At 66.3% G+C, this 15832-nt stretch carries 13 protein-coding genes; 5 read left to right on the top strand and 8 right to left on the bottom strand.

Going from position 1 to position 15832, the window contains the following annotated elements; genetic code table 11:
* The first annotated feature begins 120 nt into the window (after positions 1-120).
* A complete protein-coding gene (locus HLA98_RS11655; protein WP_057499313.1) occupies positions 121-2784 on the top strand; it encodes a TonB-dependent receptor in 2664 nt (887 codons plus the stop codon).
* Positions 2785-2895: 111 nt separating this feature from the next.
* Positions 2896-5253 (top strand): beta-N-acetylglucosaminidase NagX, encoded by a 2358-nt coding sequence (locus HLA98_RS11650; protein WP_057499314.1) that lies wholly within the window; start codon positions 2896-2898, stop codon positions 5251-5253.
* Between the two features lie 117 nt (positions 5254-5370).
* Here HLA98_RS11650 and HLA98_RS11645 read toward each other — a convergent pair whose 3' ends face one another.
* Together HLA98_RS11645 and HLA98_RS11640 are read right to left on the bottom strand one after the other, a co-directional pair.
* Positions 5371-5763 carry a VanZ family protein gene (locus HLA98_RS11645; RefSeq protein WP_049447818.1) on the bottom strand — a complete coding sequence of 131 codons (393 nt, stop codon included), beginning with the start codon at positions 5761-5763 and terminating at the stop codon, positions 5371-5373.
* The gene (locus HLA98_RS11640; RefSeq protein ID WP_057499315.1) at positions 5760-6944 is read right to left on the bottom strand and encodes a class I SAM-dependent methyltransferase; all 1185 of its coding nucleotides are present in this window, start codon (positions 6942-6944) and stop codon (positions 5760-5762) included. Before HLA98_RS11640 ends, HLA98_RS11645 begins: the two co-directional genes overlap by 4 nt.
* A 59-nt stretch (positions 6945-7003) precedes the next feature.
* On the opposite strand from HLA98_RS11640, the gene HLA98_RS11635 reads away from it, so the two are divergent.
* Positions 7004-7741, top strand: coding sequence for a pteridine reductase (locus HLA98_RS11635; RefSeq protein WP_008265570.1), 738 nt, complete (start codon positions 7004-7006; stop codon positions 7739-7741).
* A gap of 31 nt (positions 7742-7772) precedes the next feature.
* On the opposite strand, the gene folK is transcribed toward HLA98_RS11635, so the two are convergent.
* Positions 7773-8258 (bottom strand): 2-amino-4-hydroxy-6-hydroxymethyldihydropteridine diphosphokinase, encoded by a 486-nt coding sequence (gene folK / locus HLA98_RS11630; protein WP_057499316.1) that lies wholly within the window; start codon positions 8256-8258, stop codon positions 7773-7775.
* 91 nt (positions 8259-8349) lie between these two features.
* Between folK and HLA98_RS11625 the strand changes: the two genes are divergently transcribed.
* The gene (locus HLA98_RS11625; protein ID WP_057499317.1) at positions 8350-9090 is read left to right on the top strand and encodes a proteasome-type protease; all 741 of its coding nucleotides are present in this window, start codon (positions 8350-8352) and stop codon (positions 9088-9090) included.
* 80 nt (positions 9091-9170) lie between these two features.
* Here HLA98_RS11625 and HLA98_RS11620 read toward each other — a convergent pair whose 3' ends face one another.
* From HLA98_RS11620 to HLA98_RS11605, 4 genes are all read right to left on the bottom strand, one after another.
* Positions 9171-10682, bottom strand: coding sequence for an ATP-binding response regulator (locus tag HLA98_RS11620; protein WP_057499318.1), 1512 nt, complete (start codon positions 10680-10682; stop codon positions 9171-9173).
* Positions 10683-10686: 4 nt separating this feature from the next.
* On the bottom strand, positions 10687-11127 hold the full coding sequence (locus HLA98_RS11615) for a response regulator (RefSeq protein ID WP_005411057.1): 441 nt from the start codon (positions 11125-11127) through the stop codon (positions 10687-10689).
* On the bottom strand, positions 11124-12941 hold the full coding sequence (locus HLA98_RS11610) for a sensor histidine kinase (RefSeq protein ID WP_057499319.1): 1818 nt from the start codon (positions 12939-12941) through the stop codon (positions 11124-11126). The genes HLA98_RS11615 and HLA98_RS11610 overlap by 4 nt, the downstream gene beginning before the upstream one ends.
* A gap of 202 nt (positions 12942-13143) precedes the next feature.
* Positions 13144-13527 (bottom strand): BON domain-containing protein, encoded by a 384-nt coding sequence (locus HLA98_RS11605; RefSeq protein ID WP_049447825.1) that lies wholly within the window; start codon positions 13525-13527, stop codon positions 13144-13146.
* Between the two features lie 170 nt (positions 13528-13697).
* On the opposite strand from HLA98_RS11605, the gene HLA98_RS11600 reads away from it, so the two are divergent.
* A complete protein-coding gene (locus HLA98_RS11600; RefSeq protein WP_049447826.1) occupies positions 13698-14741 on the top strand; it encodes an oxidoreductase in 1044 nt (347 codons plus the stop codon).
* A 184-nt stretch (positions 14742-14925) separates the two neighbouring features.
* Here the strand turns inward: HLA98_RS11600 and gnd are convergent, their stop codons facing one another.
* On the bottom strand, positions 14926-15831 hold the full coding sequence (gene gnd / locus HLA98_RS11595; protein ID WP_057499320.1) for a phosphogluconate dehydrogenase (NAD(+)-dependent, decarboxylating): 906 nt from the start codon (positions 15829-15831) through the stop codon (positions 14926-14928).
* Position 15832 lies beyond the last annotated feature (1 nt).

The following is a 15832-nucleotide window of genomic DNA, read 5'->3' as shown; positions in this document are numbered from 1 at the left end:
TCGCAGCACGCAGTACGTGGCACGCCAACGCACGGGACTTCGCCGCCACCCCGCGCATGTCATCGCAACCGTAATCGAACACCGCCGCCGGCATCCAATCGAGTGATGAGGAGAGACATCATGAATACCCGCAAGACCCTGCTTTCGGCCGCCATCGTCAGCTGCATCGCCTTCAGTGCACACGCGCAGCAGGCCGCCCAGACCGCCACCGATCTGGACACCGTGACTGTCACGGGCATCCGTGGTTCGATGGAAAAGTCGCTGGACACCAAGCGCGAAGCCAATGCGCGCGTGGAAGTGGTCACCGCCGAAGACGTGGGCAAGCTGCCGGCGCACAACGTCGCCGACACGCTGCAGCGCCTGCCGGGCGTCAACATCAGCTCGTCCAGCGCCGACGAAGGTGGCTTCGATGAAGCCGACCGTGTCAGCCTGCGCGGCACCAGCCCGAGCCTGACCCAGACCCTGATCAACGGCCACACCGTCGGCTCGGCCGACTGGTTCGTGCTCAGCCAGGGCAACAATGTCGGCCGCAGCGTCAGCTACTCGCTGCTGCCGTCGGAACTGGTCAGCTCGGTGGAAGTGAACAAGTCCTCGCAGGCCAAGCTGCAGGACGGCGGCACCACCGGTACCGTCAACATCATCACCCGCAAGCCGCTGGAGTTCTCCAAGCAGTTCACCGCTGAAGGCTCGATCGGCATGGTGCGTTCGGACCAGGCCAAGTCGAACGACCCGCAGTATTCGGCACTGTTCAACTACAAGAACGACGAGGGTACCTTCGGCGTGATGGTGCAGGGCTTCAGCCAGAAGCGCGAGCTGCGCCGTGAAGCGCAGGAAATCCCGGGCGGCTTCTTCAAGATCGGCGCAGGCGATCCGGTCGCCAAGACCAATCCGGACCTGGTCGGCGTCAACGTTCCGGGCCTGCTGGGTTCGACCCTGTTCGAACAGACCCGCGAGCGCAAGGGCGGCCTGGTCTCGCTGCAGTTCAAGCCGAGCGACAACCTCACCCTCGGTCTGAACGGTTTCAGCTCCGAACTGAAGGCGAACAACTACAACCGCAACTTCATGATGTTCGGCAACAGCTTCGCCAAGTCGCAGGCGCCGGATCCGGGCTATGTGGTCAAGGACGGCGTGCTGACCAACGCCAACTACAAGGGCGTGCCGGGCACCGACTATGCGGTGTACGACATGATCTACCGCGAGTCGAAGGCCAAGTCGAGCTATGTCACCTTCGATGCCGACTGGCAGATCAACGACAGCCTGACCGCCAAGTTCCAGGCCGGCAGCACCAAGGGCACCGGCGAGACGCCGCGCCAGTACATCGCCGAGGTCACCCTGGCCAGGGGCGGCGGCGCCAGCTGGGCCACCCACGGCAATGGCTCGCCGATCGACTGGAATGTCGGCGGCGACATCTCGCCCAATGGCGTGACCAGCTTCGGCACCTGGGGCAACCAGCAGGTCACCGCCGAGGACAAGGAGAAGTGGGCCACGCTCGACTTCAACCAGTACTTCAATGATGGCGGCGTGCTGAGCTCGATCGACTTCGGCCTGCGTTTCGCCGACCACAAGCGCGAAGCGCTGTCGCCGGAAGGTGCAACCCCGGGTGACATCTGGAGCGCGCTGAAGAACGGCGCGACGGCCAACTACCCCAGCGGCTTTGCCGGTGACATCGGCGGCACCTTCCCGCGCAACCTCTGGTACTTCACCCCGGGCGCGCTGAAGGACGCGGTGACGAACAACTCCACCTGGCTGGCCGGCAATGATGGCCCGACCGGTCGCCACAACTATGGCGCCGAGTGGAAGGTGAAGGAAAAGAACTTTGCCGGCTACGTGCAGGCCAACTTCCGCGGCGACTGGTGGAGCGGTAACGTCGGCCTGCGCTACGTCAACATCAAGCAGGACATCGACACCTACAACGCGGTCAGCAAGGCCGCCGATGCCGATGTCAGCAGCCTGTTCGGCATGTGGGAGCGCCTGGCCTTCCAGAACAAGCGCAACCGTGTGCTGCCCAGCGCCAACATCAAGTTCGACCTGGACGACTCGCTGGTGCTGCGCGTCGCCGCCTCGCAGACCCAGACCCTGCCGGACTACTCGGCACTGGGCGCTTCCTCGTACGGCTCGGATCTGAACCGCACCGGCGGCGGCGGCAATCCGAACCTCAAGCCGACCCTGTCGACCAATCTGGATGCCAATCTGGAGTGGTACTTCATGCCGCGCGGCCTGCTGTCGGTGGGCGCGTACCACATGAACCTGAAGGACTACATCGCCTTCGACGTGGTCTCGCGCCAGCTGTACAGCGAACTGACCAACCAGCTTGAGACCTACCAGATCTCCACCCCGATCAATGCCGACGGCAAGGTCACCGGCGTGGAAGTGGCCTACGAGCAGCCGATCGGCGAGTACTTCGGCATCAATGCCAACTACACGTATGCCAACGGCACCACCTCGCACACCTGGTCGGATGGCTCGCACAACCTGCTGGGCACCTCGAAGAACACCTACAACGTGGGTGCCTACTTCGAGAACGAGCGCTTTGGTGCCCGCGTCAGCTATACCCGCCGCTCCTCGTTCCTGATCAGCCTGTCGGGCACCAACCCGTACTACCAGGATGACTTCGGCACGCTGTCGGCATCGCTGAGCTACAAGGCCACCGACTGGCTGAGCATCAGCCTGGATGGCCTGAACCTCAACAACCCGACCTACAAGTACTACCAGACCGCGGCCATCCCGACCTCGTTCTACAGCAACGGTCGCCAGTACTACCTCAACTTCCGCTTCAAGTACTGATCCAGCGACGGCAACATCGCCGAGTCGTGCACGCACGCCGGGCCTGGGTCATTCCGGGCCCGGCGTTTTTCATGTATAGCGTTCATCGCACCGTTCCAAGGAGTCGTCCCGATGGTCAAGCCTTCCCGCGCCCGGATGCGCAGCGCAGTGCTGCTGGGCAGCCTGCTCGCCCTGTTGCCGGCCCTGCCGGCACTCGCTGCCGATCCCACGCCGGCCGCTGAAGCACCCGGTCCGCAACTGCGCGCCGGCAGCCTGATGCTGATTCCCGCCCCGGCTACCGTGCAGCCCGGCCAGGGCAGCGGCATCACCGTGCGCGCCGATACCGTGCTGCACGCCGAAGGCGAGGCCGCACAGCGGGTCGCCACCCAGTTCGCCGATCTGTTGGCCCGCAGCGGCGGACCGCACCTTGCACTGGCCAAGGGCAAGATCGCCGCCCACAGTGGCGGCATCCGTTTCCAGATCGTGCCGACCTTCCGCGACAGTGGTGAGGGCTACACGCTGGAAAGCACCGCGCAGGGCGTGCTGGTGCAGGCCGGCAACGAGACCGGCCTGTTCTATGGCGCAACCACCCTCGCCCAGCTGGCCACCGCCGGCAGCAACGGCGTGCTGCCGGCGGTGCAGATCCAGGATGCGCCGCGCTTCAGCTGGCGCGGTTTCATGCTCGATTCCGCACGTCACTTCCAGAGCCTGGACGAGATCAAGCGCGTGCTCGACGCGATGGCCGCACACAAGCTCAATACCTTCCATTGGCATCTGACCGACGACCAGGGCTGGCGCATGGAGATCAAGCGCTACCCGAAGCTGACCGAGGTCGGCAGCTGCCGCCTGCCAGCCGGTGACGGTGGCACCGATCCGGTCAGCGGCAAGGAACATCCGTACTGTGGCTTCTATACGCAGGATCAGATCCGCGAAGTCATCGCCTATGCGGCCAAGCTGCATATCCAGGTCATTCCGGAAATCGACGTACCCGGCCATGCCACCGCTGCGATCGCCGCTTACCCGGAACTGGGCTCGATCAACACCCCGCTGAAGCCGATCAGCGAATGGGGCGTGTTCCCGAACCTGTTCAACGTGGAAGACAGCACTGTCACCTTCCTCGAGAACGTGCTGGAAGAAGTGATCGCGCTGTTCCCGGCGAAGTACGTGCACGTCGGTGGCGACGAGGCAGTGAAAGACCAGTGGAAAGCCTCCAGGCAGGTGCAGCAGCGCATGCGTGCGCTGGGCATCAAGGATGAGATGGCCATGCAGAGCCACATCATCAAGCGACTGGAGACCTTCCTGGAGGAGCACGACCGGCGCCTGATCGGCTGGGATGAAATCCTTGAAGGCGGCCTGCCGCCGCAGGCCACGGTGATGTCGTGGCAGGGCACCGAAGGCGGCCTGGCCGCCGCCAGCGCCGGCCATGACGTGATCATGTCGCCGGTCGGTTACCTCTATCTGGATTACCTGCAGACGGCCTCGCCGAACGAGCCGCCGGGCCGCCCGACCCAGGTCAACCTCGGCAAGCTGTACAACTTCGAGCCGGTGCCGGCCGAGCTGGCCGCCGACAAGCGCGGGCACATCCTCGGCCTGCAGGCCAACATGTTCACCGAGCACACGCGCAGCTACGCACGCCTGCAGCACAACCTGTTCCCACGCCTGGCCGCCGTGGCCGAGACCGGCTGGAGCACGCCGGAACATCGCGACTTCCGCGATTTCCTCGCGCGCCTGCCCGCGCAGCTGCAACGCTACCGCGCCTGGGGTCTGGCCTACGCGCAGACCCCGTTCGAAGTAGGCGTGGACTACACCGATGATCGCGCGAAGAACACCGTGACCGTGTCGCTGGCCAATCCGCTGGGTTATGAGGTGCGCTACAGCACCGACGGCCAGCCGGTGAGCGCGCAGTCGCCGTTGTACCAGCAGCCGCTGACCGCGACGCTGCCTGCTATGGTACAGGCGGGCGCGTTCTACCAGGGCCAGATGCTGGCGGCGAAGCCGACGGTGGCGGCGTTCAGCGCACAATCGCTGCTCAGCCGCCGCAGCGATGAACTGCTCAGCTGCGTGGGCAAGAAGGGGCTGGTGCTGCGCCTGGAAGACGATGGCCCGCGCGAGGGAACACGTGCGGTGTTCAACGTGGACATCTTCCAGCCATGCTGGCGTTGGCCGCAGGCGCAGCTGGACGGTGTTGGCAGCGTGGAAGTGCGTGCCGGTCGCATTCCGTACTACTTCCAGCTGGCCCACGACGAACCCAAGCGTCGCTTCGAGAAGGCCAGGCGCGCGCACGGCGAGATGCAGGTGCGTCGCGGCGACTGCAGCGGCAAGGTGCTCGCCGAAGCAGCGCTGCCGGCCAAGCCCGATGCCGATGGCTTCGTGACGCTGCGTGCAGCGCTGCCGAAGGGTACACAGGGCACCGCTGACCTGTGCATCAACTTCACCGGCGATACGCGCCCGGCGATGTGGGTGCTGGATGAGGTCACGCTGGGGAAGTGACCCCAGGCCTGTCCTGGCACAATCGATCCACGCATGGCGTGGATCTACTGTAGAGCCGAGCCCATGCTCGGCTTCCTCCCAAAGGCAGCCGAGCATGGGCTCGGCTCTACAGGAACTTTACCCGCGCCAGCGCAGCAGCAGATCGCGCAGCGGGGTCAGTGCGGTGGCCATGCCGGCCAGCACACCGATCGTGTTGGCGATGGCATCCATCGGGTCGGCAGTACGGTTGCTGGTCAACGCGCCCTGGGCGAACTCGATGCCGATGCCCATCAACACCAGTCCCACGCCCACCCACAGCAGCGGACGCCCGCGACGGAACAGCTGCACCGCGCTGCCAGCCAGGATGAAGTAGGCGAGGAAGTGCTCGCCCTTGTCGCTATTTTCCGGCAACGGAATCGGCGGCGGTGGAATCAGGCAGACCACGATCACCAGCAGTACCGCCGTCGCCCACAACGTGGCCCACAACCGCGGCCGCCGCAGCGGCTTGATCACCGGCAACACCTCGCTCACAGGCGCCAGCTCAGGTCACCCAGCTCGAAGGCGGGTTCGAAGTCGACACCACGCTGCAGGCCGATGGCCTGGAAGCGCTCGCCCATCTCCGTCGGCAGGGTCAGCTTCTTCACCTGGTCGCGCAGCTGGATGCGGCCGACCTCGTCGGTACGCTCCTCGGCCAGCAGCAGCACCTGGTCCAGGCCGTTACCGAGCAGGAAGCTGGCCTGGCTGCAGTAGCCGGCCAGCTCGAAACCGCCGTGCATGCCGGCCTCGGCCATCGCGGTGAAATCCACCGACGCGGTGATGTCCTGCAGGCCCGGCCAGCGGTGCACGTCGTTGTGCACGTGATGGCGGTAGAACGCACGCACGGTGCCATCGTCACGGTCGTGCTGGTAGAACTCGCTGCGGCTGTAACCGTAGTCGACGAACAGCATCGCGCCGCGCTGCAGGCCGCCCGCCACCGCCTGCAGCCAGTACGGCAGCTGCGGCAGCACCTCGGACCGGTAGCCCTCGGCGAAAGGCTTTTCCAGGTAGCGTTCGATATGGCGCACCGCCCCGTTGAGCAGGATGTCGGCCGGCTGCGCGCCACGGATGAAATTGCCTTCGCCATCAAGCTCGACGGTTTCCTCGTAGACCTCGCCATCCCGGATCAGGAAGCGCGGGGTCGGCAGCGCGTCGATCACCTCGTTGGCGAACACCACGCCTTCCCAGTCCTCCTCGAACGGGCGGTCGACCCAGTCCACGCGCGCGGCCAGCTCGGCCGGCAGGTTCTGCTGCAGGCGCTGCTGCTGGCGCTCGCGCAGATCGGCACTGGGTTCGAGGATGGCGTAGCGCGACGGCAGCGCATCCAGCTCGGCCAGGCGCAGCAGCACCGCCTCGGCAAAGGCGCCGGTACCGCCGCCCAGTTCCAGCATGCGCGCCTGCGCACCCAGCTGGGCGAACACCGGTGCCAGCGCATTGGCTACGCTGCCGGCAAACAGGCTGCCGAGCTCGGGCGCGGTGGTGAAGTCACCGCTGCCACCGAACTTGCTGGCGCCGGCGCTGTAATAGCCCCAGCCGGGGGTGTACAGGCACAGTTCCATGAAGCGCGAGAACGACATCGCCCCGCCCTGGGCAATGATTTCGGCGCGCAGGGCGGCCGCCAGCTGGTCGCTGTGGGCCAGGGCATCGGCTTCGGGCAGGGGGAAGGTGGGCTGCATGGCGTCTTCGAATGCGGTGACAATGGTGCACAGGATAGCCGAGCCTTGGAGGACCCTCGATGAGCGATACCCACCCCGTGGTCCTGATCACCGGCAGCGCGCGCCGGATCGGTGCGGCCATCGCCCGCCAGTTCCACGCCTGTGGCTGGTCGGTGGTGCTGCATGCCAACACCTCCAGCGCCGAGCTGCAGCAGGCCGCGTTCGATTTCGACAACGTGCGCCCCGGCAGCGTGCTGGCCCTGCAGGCCGACCTGCGTGACGCCGACGCCTTGCCCGACCTGGTGGAACAGGCCGTCACCCACTTCGGGCGGCTGGATGCGCTGGTCAACAACGCCTCCAACTTCTTCCCCACCCCGCTCGGCCAGGTCACCGCCGAAGCAATGGACGAGTTGTATGCGGTCAACGCGCGCGCGCCGCTGCTGCTGTCACAGGCGGCGGCGCCCTACCTGCGCCGCCAGCAGGGCTGCATCGTCAACCTGACCGATCTGCACGGCACCGACCCGATGCGCGACCACATCGCCTACACCATGGCCAAGGCCGCGCTGGAGATGGCCACCCGCTCGCTGGCGCTGGAGCTGGCGCCGAAGGTGCGGGTCAATGCAGTCGCGCCGGGTGCGATCCTGTGGCCGGAACAGGGCAAGGATGATTTCGCCCGCGAAGCGCTGCTGGCACGCACGCCGCTGGCACGGATCGGCACGGTCGAGGAGATCGCCGAGGCAGTCTACTGGCTGGTGGCCGAAGCCAGCTTCGTCACCGGCCACACCCTGCGCGTGGATGGTGGGCGCACAGTAAGTTGAGGTAGTGCCGGCCGCTGGCCGGCCACCTCCCTCATTCCAGGTCCACCACCTCGAACGCTTCGCCAAACTGCGCGTGCGCACGCCACAGCGTAGCCAGGTCCTGGCCACTGACCGGATCGATGAAGTCCGGCGCGATGTCGGCCAGCGGCTTCAGCACGAAGGCATGCTTCAGCTCCGGGCGCGGAATGCGCAGGTGGCCGGGCCCTTCCACCACCAGGTCGCCATAGAACACCACGTCGATGTCCAGGGTCCGGTCGGAGAAGCGCGGCCCGCTGCGGTCGCGGCCATGCGCGTCTTCCAGCGCATGCAGCCAGTCGTCCAGTTCCTGCAGGGGCAGGTCGGTCTCGATCGCCACCGCATTGTTGAGGAAGGCCGGGCCATCGAAGCCGACCGCGGCAGTACGGTAGGCGGGCGACACCTGCAGTGCGCCGAAGCGCTCGCGCAGGGCCGTCACCGCGGCGTGGAGGTAGCGGCGGGGCTGGACGTTGCTGCCCAGGCTCAGGAGCACGGTGGTCATGCGGTTCAGGTGACGGCACTTGGGGGGCGTGGACATGCCGTCGTCACGGCGGCCTGCCTACAATCCGGGACGCACATGATAGGGCACCGACATGACCTATTGCGTTGGAATCGAGGTGGACGAGGGCCTGGTCTTCGCTGCCGACACCCGGACCAATGCCTCGCTGGACGATGTGCGCGTGCATCGCAAGCTGCACGTGTTCGAGTACCCCGGCCAGGCAGCCTACGTGCTGATGGCGGCTGGCAACCTGGCCACCACCCAGCTGCTGGTGTCGCGCCTGGGGCGCGACGCTGGTGAACGGCGCACGCCCAACCTGCGCGACATGACCCATCTGTTCGAAGCTGCCGAGTACGTCGGCCAGCTGCTGGTGGACAGCCAAGTGCACAGCGGCCACAGCGAACACGGCCATGACGGGGTCAACACCCAGGCCACGCTGATCTTCGGCGGCCAGATCGCCGGCGAGCGGCCTGGGCTGTACATGATCTACCCGCTCGGCAACGCCATCGCCGCTTCGCCGGAAACGCCCTACCTGCAGATCGGTGAGTCCAAGTACGGCAAGCCGATCCTCGACCGCATCCTCAGCCCGGCCACGCGCCTGGAGGATGCCGCGCGCACGGCAATCGTCTCGCTGGACTCCACCATCCGTTCCAATCTGTCGGTGGGCCTGCCGATCGACCTCGCTCTGCTGCGCGACGGCGAGCTGCGCATCGGCCAGCAGCTGCGCCTGGGCGCGGATTCGGCGTTGTATGCCGACATCCACCAGAACTGGTCGCGGCGGCTGGAACAGGCGGTGGACGCCCTGCCGCGATTCCCCTGGGAAACCGTGCTGTAGAACCGAGCCCATGCTCGGCTGTCGAGGTCAATGCGAACAGCAGCCGAGCATGGGCTCGGCTCTACAGAACCCCAGCGGCATCAGCCCAGCGCTTCGGCCACCGCGCGGAACACCTGCTGCATCTGCAGCGGCTTGCGCAGCACGTGCACCTGCACGCCAGCGGGGAATGCATCGGCCGCCACCTCCACCGCTGCGTCTTCCAGCACCAGCGCCGGGCCGCGATAGCCCAGTGCTGCCATCTCGCCCAGCAACTGGCTGGCCGGCAGCAGCTTGGAGCCGGCGTCGGCAATGACCAGGGCCGGCAACGCCTCCTGCTGCATCCAGCGCAGCGCGGCCGGGCCGTCGGACGCCAGCTGCAGCTGGTAACCCTGGCTGGACAGCGCATTGCCCAGCAGCGAAAGGCGGGTGGCCTCACCATCGACCACCAGGATCGACTGGCCGCTGCCCAGCGCTACCAGCTGCTCGATCGGCTCGCTGCCATCAATGGCGTCGTGCATCGGGAGCCGCAGTTCGAAGCAGGTGCCCTGCCCCGGCTGGCTGCTGACGTGGATGCTGCCGCCGGCGCCTTCAACAATGCGCTTGCAGGAGATCAGGCCCAGGCCGGTGCCATCGGCCTTGGTGGTGAAGAACGGATTGAACAGATGCGACAGTGTGTCCGCATCCATGCCGATCCCTTCGTCGGCCACCCGGATGTGCATCCAGTCCACGCCATCGCGCTGGCCGGCATGGCTGGCAGTGAGGCTCAAGCGGCCCCCGTTCGGCATCGCCTGGATCGCATTGAGCGCCAGATTCAACATCACCTGCTGCAGTTCGGTGTAGTTGGCGTCGACCACCAGGCCCTCGTCCTGCACCTGCAGTTCCAACCGCACCGCATCGGGCACGTTGCTGCGCAACAGCAGCGCCACCGCATCGAACAGGCCATCGATCTCGATGCGCTCGCTCGGCTTGCGCGAACCACGCACGAACGACAGCATCGATTCGGCCATCTCGTGCCCACGTCGGCCGCACTCGGCGATGACGTCGGCCAGGTGGTGCAGCTGCGGATCCTCGGTACGCGCCTTCAGCAGGTCCGGCATGATCAGCAGCGGCTGCAGGATGTTGCGCAGATCATGGCTGAGCCCAGCGGCAAGCAGCGACAGGCTTTCGAGCCGCTGCGCGCGCATCAGTTCGGTTTCCACGCGCGCCCGCTCGATCGCACTGCGTGCATCGCGGATCGCACGCGCCACCGCCGACGGCAGGCGCGCCGGCAGGTGCTTGATGATGTAATCGTTGGCGCCCTTCTGCAGGGCCGCCACCGCGTTCTCCTCACCCATGGTGCCGGAGACGAAGATGAAGGGCACTTCCGGTGAGGTCTCGCGTACGATGCGCAGCGCGTCGTCACCGGAGAACCCCGGCATGCTCAGGTCGGACAGCACGATGTCCGGCTGGAACGCGGCCAGTGCTTGGCGTAGTTCAGCCTCGCTCTCGACCCGCTCGAAGCGGGCGTCCAGCCCCGCATCGAGCATCTGTTCGGACATCAGCTCGGCATCTTCCGGTGAGTCCTCCACCAGCAGGATGCGCAGCGCCCCCAGGGCGGGACCGGTCAAGGGCATGGGCTCACTCGAGTTCCGGTGCCTGGTTGATCAACGCCCAGAACTTGCCCAGGGTCTGCACCGCGCCGAAGAACTGGTCCACATCCACGGGCTTGACCACATAGGCGTTCACGCCCATGTCCCAGCTGCGGGCCAGGTCGCTTTCCTCGCGCGAAGACGACAGGATCACCACCGGCAGGCGCTTGAGCTCTTCATGCTCGCGGATCTGCCGCAGCACTTCCAGGCCATCCATGCGCGGCATCTTGATGTCCAGCAGCAGCACCGCCGGCAGGCCTTCTTCGCGGTTGGCGAAGGCACCGCGGCGCAACAGGTAGTCCATCACTTCCACGCCATCCTCGACGTGCACGATGGGGTTGGCCAGACGCGCCTCTTCCAGGGCGTCGATCGCCATTTCGGCATCAGCCGGGCTGTCTTCGGCAAGAAGAATGGTGCGCAGAGTCGTCATGCAGAGGGACCTTGTTTGTCCGCGTCGATCGCGGGAGGCAGGTAGAAGTGGAAGGTGGCGCCGACGTCCGGTTCGGCCTCGGCCCAGATACGGCCGCCATGGCGGGTCAGCACGCGGCGCACGCTGGCCAGGCCGATGCCGGTGCCGGGGTAGTCACTGGCCTTGTGCAGGCGCTGGAAGACACCAAACAGCTTGCCGGCGTAGGCCATGTCAAAGCCTGCACCATTGTCGCTGACCGTGAACTGATGACCGCCGTCAGGCTGCGGCTGGTAGTCCACGCGGATCTTTGCCGGTTCGCGGTTGCCCGAGTACTTCACCGCGTTGCCCAGCAGGTTCAGCCAGACCTGGCGGATCATGTTCTCATCGCCCACCACGATCGGCAGCGGCGCGATGCTCCACTCCACATGGTGCGCATGGCCGCTGCTTTCGGCCTCGGCCTGCAGGTTGGAATCGAGCATGGCGCGTGTATCGGCCACCAGCGACTGCATGTCCACCGTCTGCTGGCGCATTGCCGCGCGGCCCAGCCGCGAATAGACCAGCAGGTCATCAATCAGTGTCGCCATGCGCCGCGCCGAACTGGAGATCACCTCCAGGTAATGGCGGCTCTTGTCATCGGCGGCGTCGCCCAGATGGCGTGACAGTTTGTCGGAGAATCCAGCAACGTGGCGCAGCGGCGCGCGCAGATCGTGCGAGACCGAATAGCTGAAGGCTTCCAGCTCCCTGTTGACCTCGGACACCTGCGCAACCTTGCCTTCCAGCTGGCGGTTCAGCTCCTCCACCCGCAGCTGCACGGCACGCTGCACGGTGACGTCGCTGACGGTGAGCAGCACCACTTCGTCGTCGGTGTCCGGCAGCGGCATGCGCCGCGCGTTGAGCAGCATGTAGCGCACCATGCCATCGGCGGCACGCTGCTCATGCTCGAAGTCCCAGAGTTCGCGGCCACGCAGCAGCACATCGGACAATCGCTGGCGCATCACCGGGTCTTTCCAGGCGCCGTCGCCGACGGTGTCCAGCAACAGGCCATCGGCGCGCTCATCCTGCAGTCCATACAGCTCGGCGAAAGCCGGATTGTGCAGCTGCACGCGCAGGTCGCGGTCAAGCAGCACAATGGGTTCGCGCACGGTCTGCAGCACCGAGGCTGCACGTGCGGCCGAACGCAGCGACTGCCGTTCGGCATGCAGGCGGCGGCCGATCTGTCGTTGCAGCAGCCACAGCACGAGGCCAAGCAGGGCCAACTGCACCACCAGCGAACTCCACGACACCAGCTCGGTCTGCCTGCGCTGGCGAGCGGCCTGCTCGGCGCGCTGTGTCAGCAGTTTCTGTTCGCTGGCCTGCAGCTCCTCCACCAGGCCACGGATCGGATAACGCGTGCTCAGGTCCTGCACCAGCTCGCGCTGATCACTGTTGGGCTCGGACTTTGCCAGTTCGCGGGCAAGCGCCATACGGCCTTCCAGCATCGACTCGATGCGGCCGATGCGGATCAACTGCTCAGGATTGTCGCGGGTCATCCGTCCCAGTTCGGCCAGACGACCGGGGAGCTCATTGGCCTTGGCCATGCGCTCGCGCAGGCCCGGCGCGTCCACCCCCTTGGACAGGGTCAGCGCAGCCGATTCGACATCGCGCACATCGGCCTGCAGCTGCTGCAGGGCCACGCCGACGGCCTGGGTATGGTTGACCCAGGCCATCGCGTCTTCGCTGTCCTGCTGCAGGTGGCGCAGGGTCAACCACGGCACAACGATGATCGCGGCAGCGGCCAGCGCCAAAGCCGGCAACCGCCAGCGGTCCCAGATGTCGTCACTGAAAACCAGCGCCATAGTTCCTCGTCAGCACAGCCGCAAAGCGTCTGCCGTTACCGGCCCCCCACTGCGGCGGAACCGGCAATATAGCGCAGGCGGTCACAACTCTGGAATTTCCAGCGCGGCTGGCTGAACGGGTTCGAAATCGGGTGCTGTAGCGTCGAGCCCACGCTCGGACCCGGGCAACAGCGGGCGCCCCATGCCGGGGCGCCCGCAGGGATCAGCGCTTGGCGGCAGCGCTGACCTTCAATGCTGCGGCATCGACGCGGGTCACGCCCTTGATGCCCTTGGCGGTGGTCACCGCCTTGTCCTTCTCGGCCTGGCTCGCCACGGCGCCACTGAGGCTGACCACGCCATTCACGGTTTCCACCTTGATTTCAGTGCCCGGAACGTTGCTGCTGGCCAGCAGATCGGCCTTCACCTTGGTGGTGATCCAGGTATCGGTTACCGGCTCGTTGGAGTCGTGGCGATCAGCATGGGTCGCCGGATGGGTGCTGGTCGGCGGGCTCTTTGCGGCCGGATCCTTGGCGAATGCGGCGGAGGAAGACAGCGCCAGGCCCAGAGTCAGGGCGGAAGCAATCAGCGTACGGGTGGTATTGCTCATCGTGTCGTACTCCTTTGGTGTGTGCTGCCAGTCTGGACAAGCGCACGTGGAGCAGGCGTGGCGTTGCGGTCATGCCGCCGTGAATCGAAACGTTTCCAACGGCAACGGTTCAGTTTTGGCCTGCCACGGCCCGTCGTTTACCCTGCCCTTCCCACTGCCGGAACTCTGCCATGCGCCCCGACCTGCAACTGGCCCTGATCGGCTATGGCCTTGCCGGCCGCGTCTTCCATGCACCGCTGATCCAGCACACGCCGGGCCTGGTGCTGCACAGCATTGTCAGTTCGCAACGCGACACCCTGCTGCGCGCGTTCAGCGACGTACACGTGCGCGCTACGCCGCAAGAGGTGTTCGACGATCCAGCAGTGGATGCGGTGGTGATCGCCACACCGAACCAACAGCACGCCCCGCTTGCGATCGCAGCGTTGGCCGCCGGCAAGCACGTGCTGGTCGACAAGCCATTCGCGCTCGATGTCGCGGAAGCCGAAACGGTGCTGGCTGCCGCACGCGATGCCGGACGCATCGCCACCGTGTTCCAGAACCGGCGCTTCGATGCGGATTTCCTCACCCTGCAGGCGCTGCTGGCCGAAGGCACGCTCGGCGACGTGGCCGAATGCCACGCCCACTTCGACCGTTACCGCCCGCAGGTGCGCGAGCGCTGGCGCGAACAGGATGGCCCGGGAAGCGGCCTGTGGTACGACCTTGGCCCGCACCTGCTGGACCAGATGCTGGTGCTGTTCGGCTGGCCCGAGGCGGTCGATGCCGATCTGGCCGTGCAGCGCGAAGGTGGTACCGGCATCGACTACTTCCACGCCGTGCTGCACTACCCACGGCATCGCGCGATCATCCATTCCGGTTCGCTGGTTGCAGCGCAGACGCCGCACTTCAGCGTGCATGGCAGCAAGGCCAGCTGGATCAAGCACGGTCTGGACGTGCAGGAGGCACAGCTGCGCCGCGGTGTGGCACCCGGTGCGCCGGGCTGGGGGATCGACCCGCGGCATGGTGAGCTGGTGCGCTGCGACGCCGAGGACAATGTGCAGCGCAGCACTGTGGACAACCGGCCGGGCGACTACCGGCGGTTGTATGCGCAGTTCGCGGCGGCGATGCATGGCGATGGCGAGCCAACGGTGAGCGCGGTACAGGCGCTGCAGCTGATGCGGTTGCTGCAGGCCGGCATGGACAGCGCGCGTGAAGGCCGACGGGTCGCGTTGGACTGACCAGTAGATCCACGCCATGCGTGGATGACGTGGCAACGATCGGAGAAGGCTTTTGTGGCGTCGAGCCATGCTCGACTGGCTGCATGGGGTCAGAGCCTTTTCCTTCAGAAAAGGATCCGACCCCGATCTGCCTGGGGTCGGATCCCTTCGGCAACGCCGAAGGGCTCTGACCCCACCGCGGTGCTTACGACTTCTTGATGGCGTGGCCGCCGAATTCGTTGCGCATCGCCGACAGCAGGCGGTCGGTGAACGAATTGGATTCGCGCGAGCGCAGGCGTTCCAGCAGCGACAAGGTGATCACCGGTGCCGGCACGTCGAGTGCGATCGCTTCGGCCACGGTCCAGCGACCTTCGCCGGAATCCTCCACGTACGGGGCGATGCCATCCAGCGACGGATTGCGCTTGAGCGCTTCGGTGCTCAGGTCCAGCAGCCAGGAACGCACCACGCTGCCGTGGCGCCAGACTTCGGCCACCTGGGCCAGGTCCAGCTCCATCTCCTGCTTGCGCTCCATCAGCGCGAAGCCTTCGGCATAGGCCTGCATCATTCCGTACTCGATGCCGTTGTGGACCATCTTGGTGAAGTGGCCAGCACCGGACGGGCCGACACGACCCCAGCCACGGTCTTCGGCCGGTGCCAGCGTGCGCAGCAGCGGTGCGATCTGCTCCACCACCGCCGCTTCGCCGCCGACCATCAGGCTGTAGCCTTCCTGCAGCCCCCACACGCCACCGCTGGTGCCGCAGTCAACATAGCCCAGGTCGTCCTCGGCCAGCGCCTTGGCACGGCGGATCGAGTCCTGGTAGTTGGAGTTGCCGCCGTCGATGACGATGTCACCCTCGGCCAGGTGCGGGGTCAGCTGGCCCAGCGTCTGGTCGACGGTCTCGCCGGCCGGCACCATCAGCCACACCACGCGCGGTACCGGCAGCGCAGCCACGGCAGCTGCCAGCGAATCCACCACGTCCAGGCCGGCCTCGGCGGCGCGCTGGCGGGCGCCTTCGCCCGGGTCGTAGCCAACGACGCGGTGGCCGCCGCGATGCAGGCGCTGGGCCATGTTGGCACCCATGCGGCCGAGGCCGATCATTGCAATGTCCATT

This window comes from Stenotrophomonas africana (assembly GCF_013004645.1).
GTDB classification, from domain to species: domain Bacteria; phylum Pseudomonadota; class Gammaproteobacteria; order Xanthomonadales; family Xanthomonadaceae; genus Stenotrophomonas; species Stenotrophomonas africana.
This window is presented reverse-complemented; position numbering and strand designations above follow the sequence as displayed.

Excerpts from the sequence above, each read along its gene's own strand:
- HLA98_RS11615 (WP_005411057.1), bottom strand. The coding sequence starts at position 11,127 with ATGACGACTCTGCGCACCATTCTTCTTGCCGAAGACAGCCCGGCTGAT.
- HLA98_RS11655 (WP_057499313.1), top strand. The coding sequence starts at position 121 with ATGAATACCCGCAAGACCCTGCTTTCGGCCGCCATCGTCAGCTGCATC.
- folK (WP_057499316.1), bottom strand. The coding sequence starts at position 8,258 with ATGACCACCGTGCTCCTGAGCCTGGGCAGCAACGTCCAGCCCCGCCGC.
- HLA98_RS11625 (WP_057499317.1), top strand. The coding sequence starts at position 8,350 with ATGACCTATTGCGTTGGAATCGAGGTGGACGAGGGCCTGGTCTTCGCT.
- gnd (WP_057499320.1), bottom strand. The coding sequence starts at position 15,831 with ATGGACATTGCAATGATCGGCCTCGGCCGCATGGGTGCCAACATGGCC.
- HLA98_RS11600 (WP_049447826.1), top strand. The coding sequence starts at position 13,698 with ATGCGCCCCGACCTGCAACTGGCCCTGATCGGCTATGGCCTTGCCGGC.
- HLA98_RS11605 (WP_049447825.1), bottom strand. The coding sequence starts at position 13,527 with ATGAGCAATACCACCCGTACGCTGATTGCTTCCGCCCTGACTCTGGGC.
- HLA98_RS11620 (WP_057499318.1), bottom strand. The coding sequence starts at position 10,682 with ATGCCCTTGACCGGTCCCGCCCTGGGGGCGCTGCGCATCCTGCTGGTG.
- HLA98_RS11610 (WP_057499319.1), bottom strand. The coding sequence starts at position 12,941 with ATGGCGCTGGTTTTCAGTGACGACATCTGGGACCGCTGGCGGTTGCCG.
- HLA98_RS11640 (WP_057499315.1), bottom strand. The coding sequence starts at position 6,944 with ATGCAGCCCACCTTCCCCCTGCCCGAAGCCGATGCCCTGGCCCACAGC.
- HLA98_RS11650 (WP_057499314.1), top strand. The coding sequence starts at position 2,896 with ATGGTCAAGCCTTCCCGCGCCCGGATGCGCAGCGCAGTGCTGCTGGGC.
- HLA98_RS11635 (WP_008265570.1), top strand. The coding sequence starts at position 7,004 with ATGAGCGATACCCACCCCGTGGTCCTGATCACCGGCAGCGCGCGCCGG.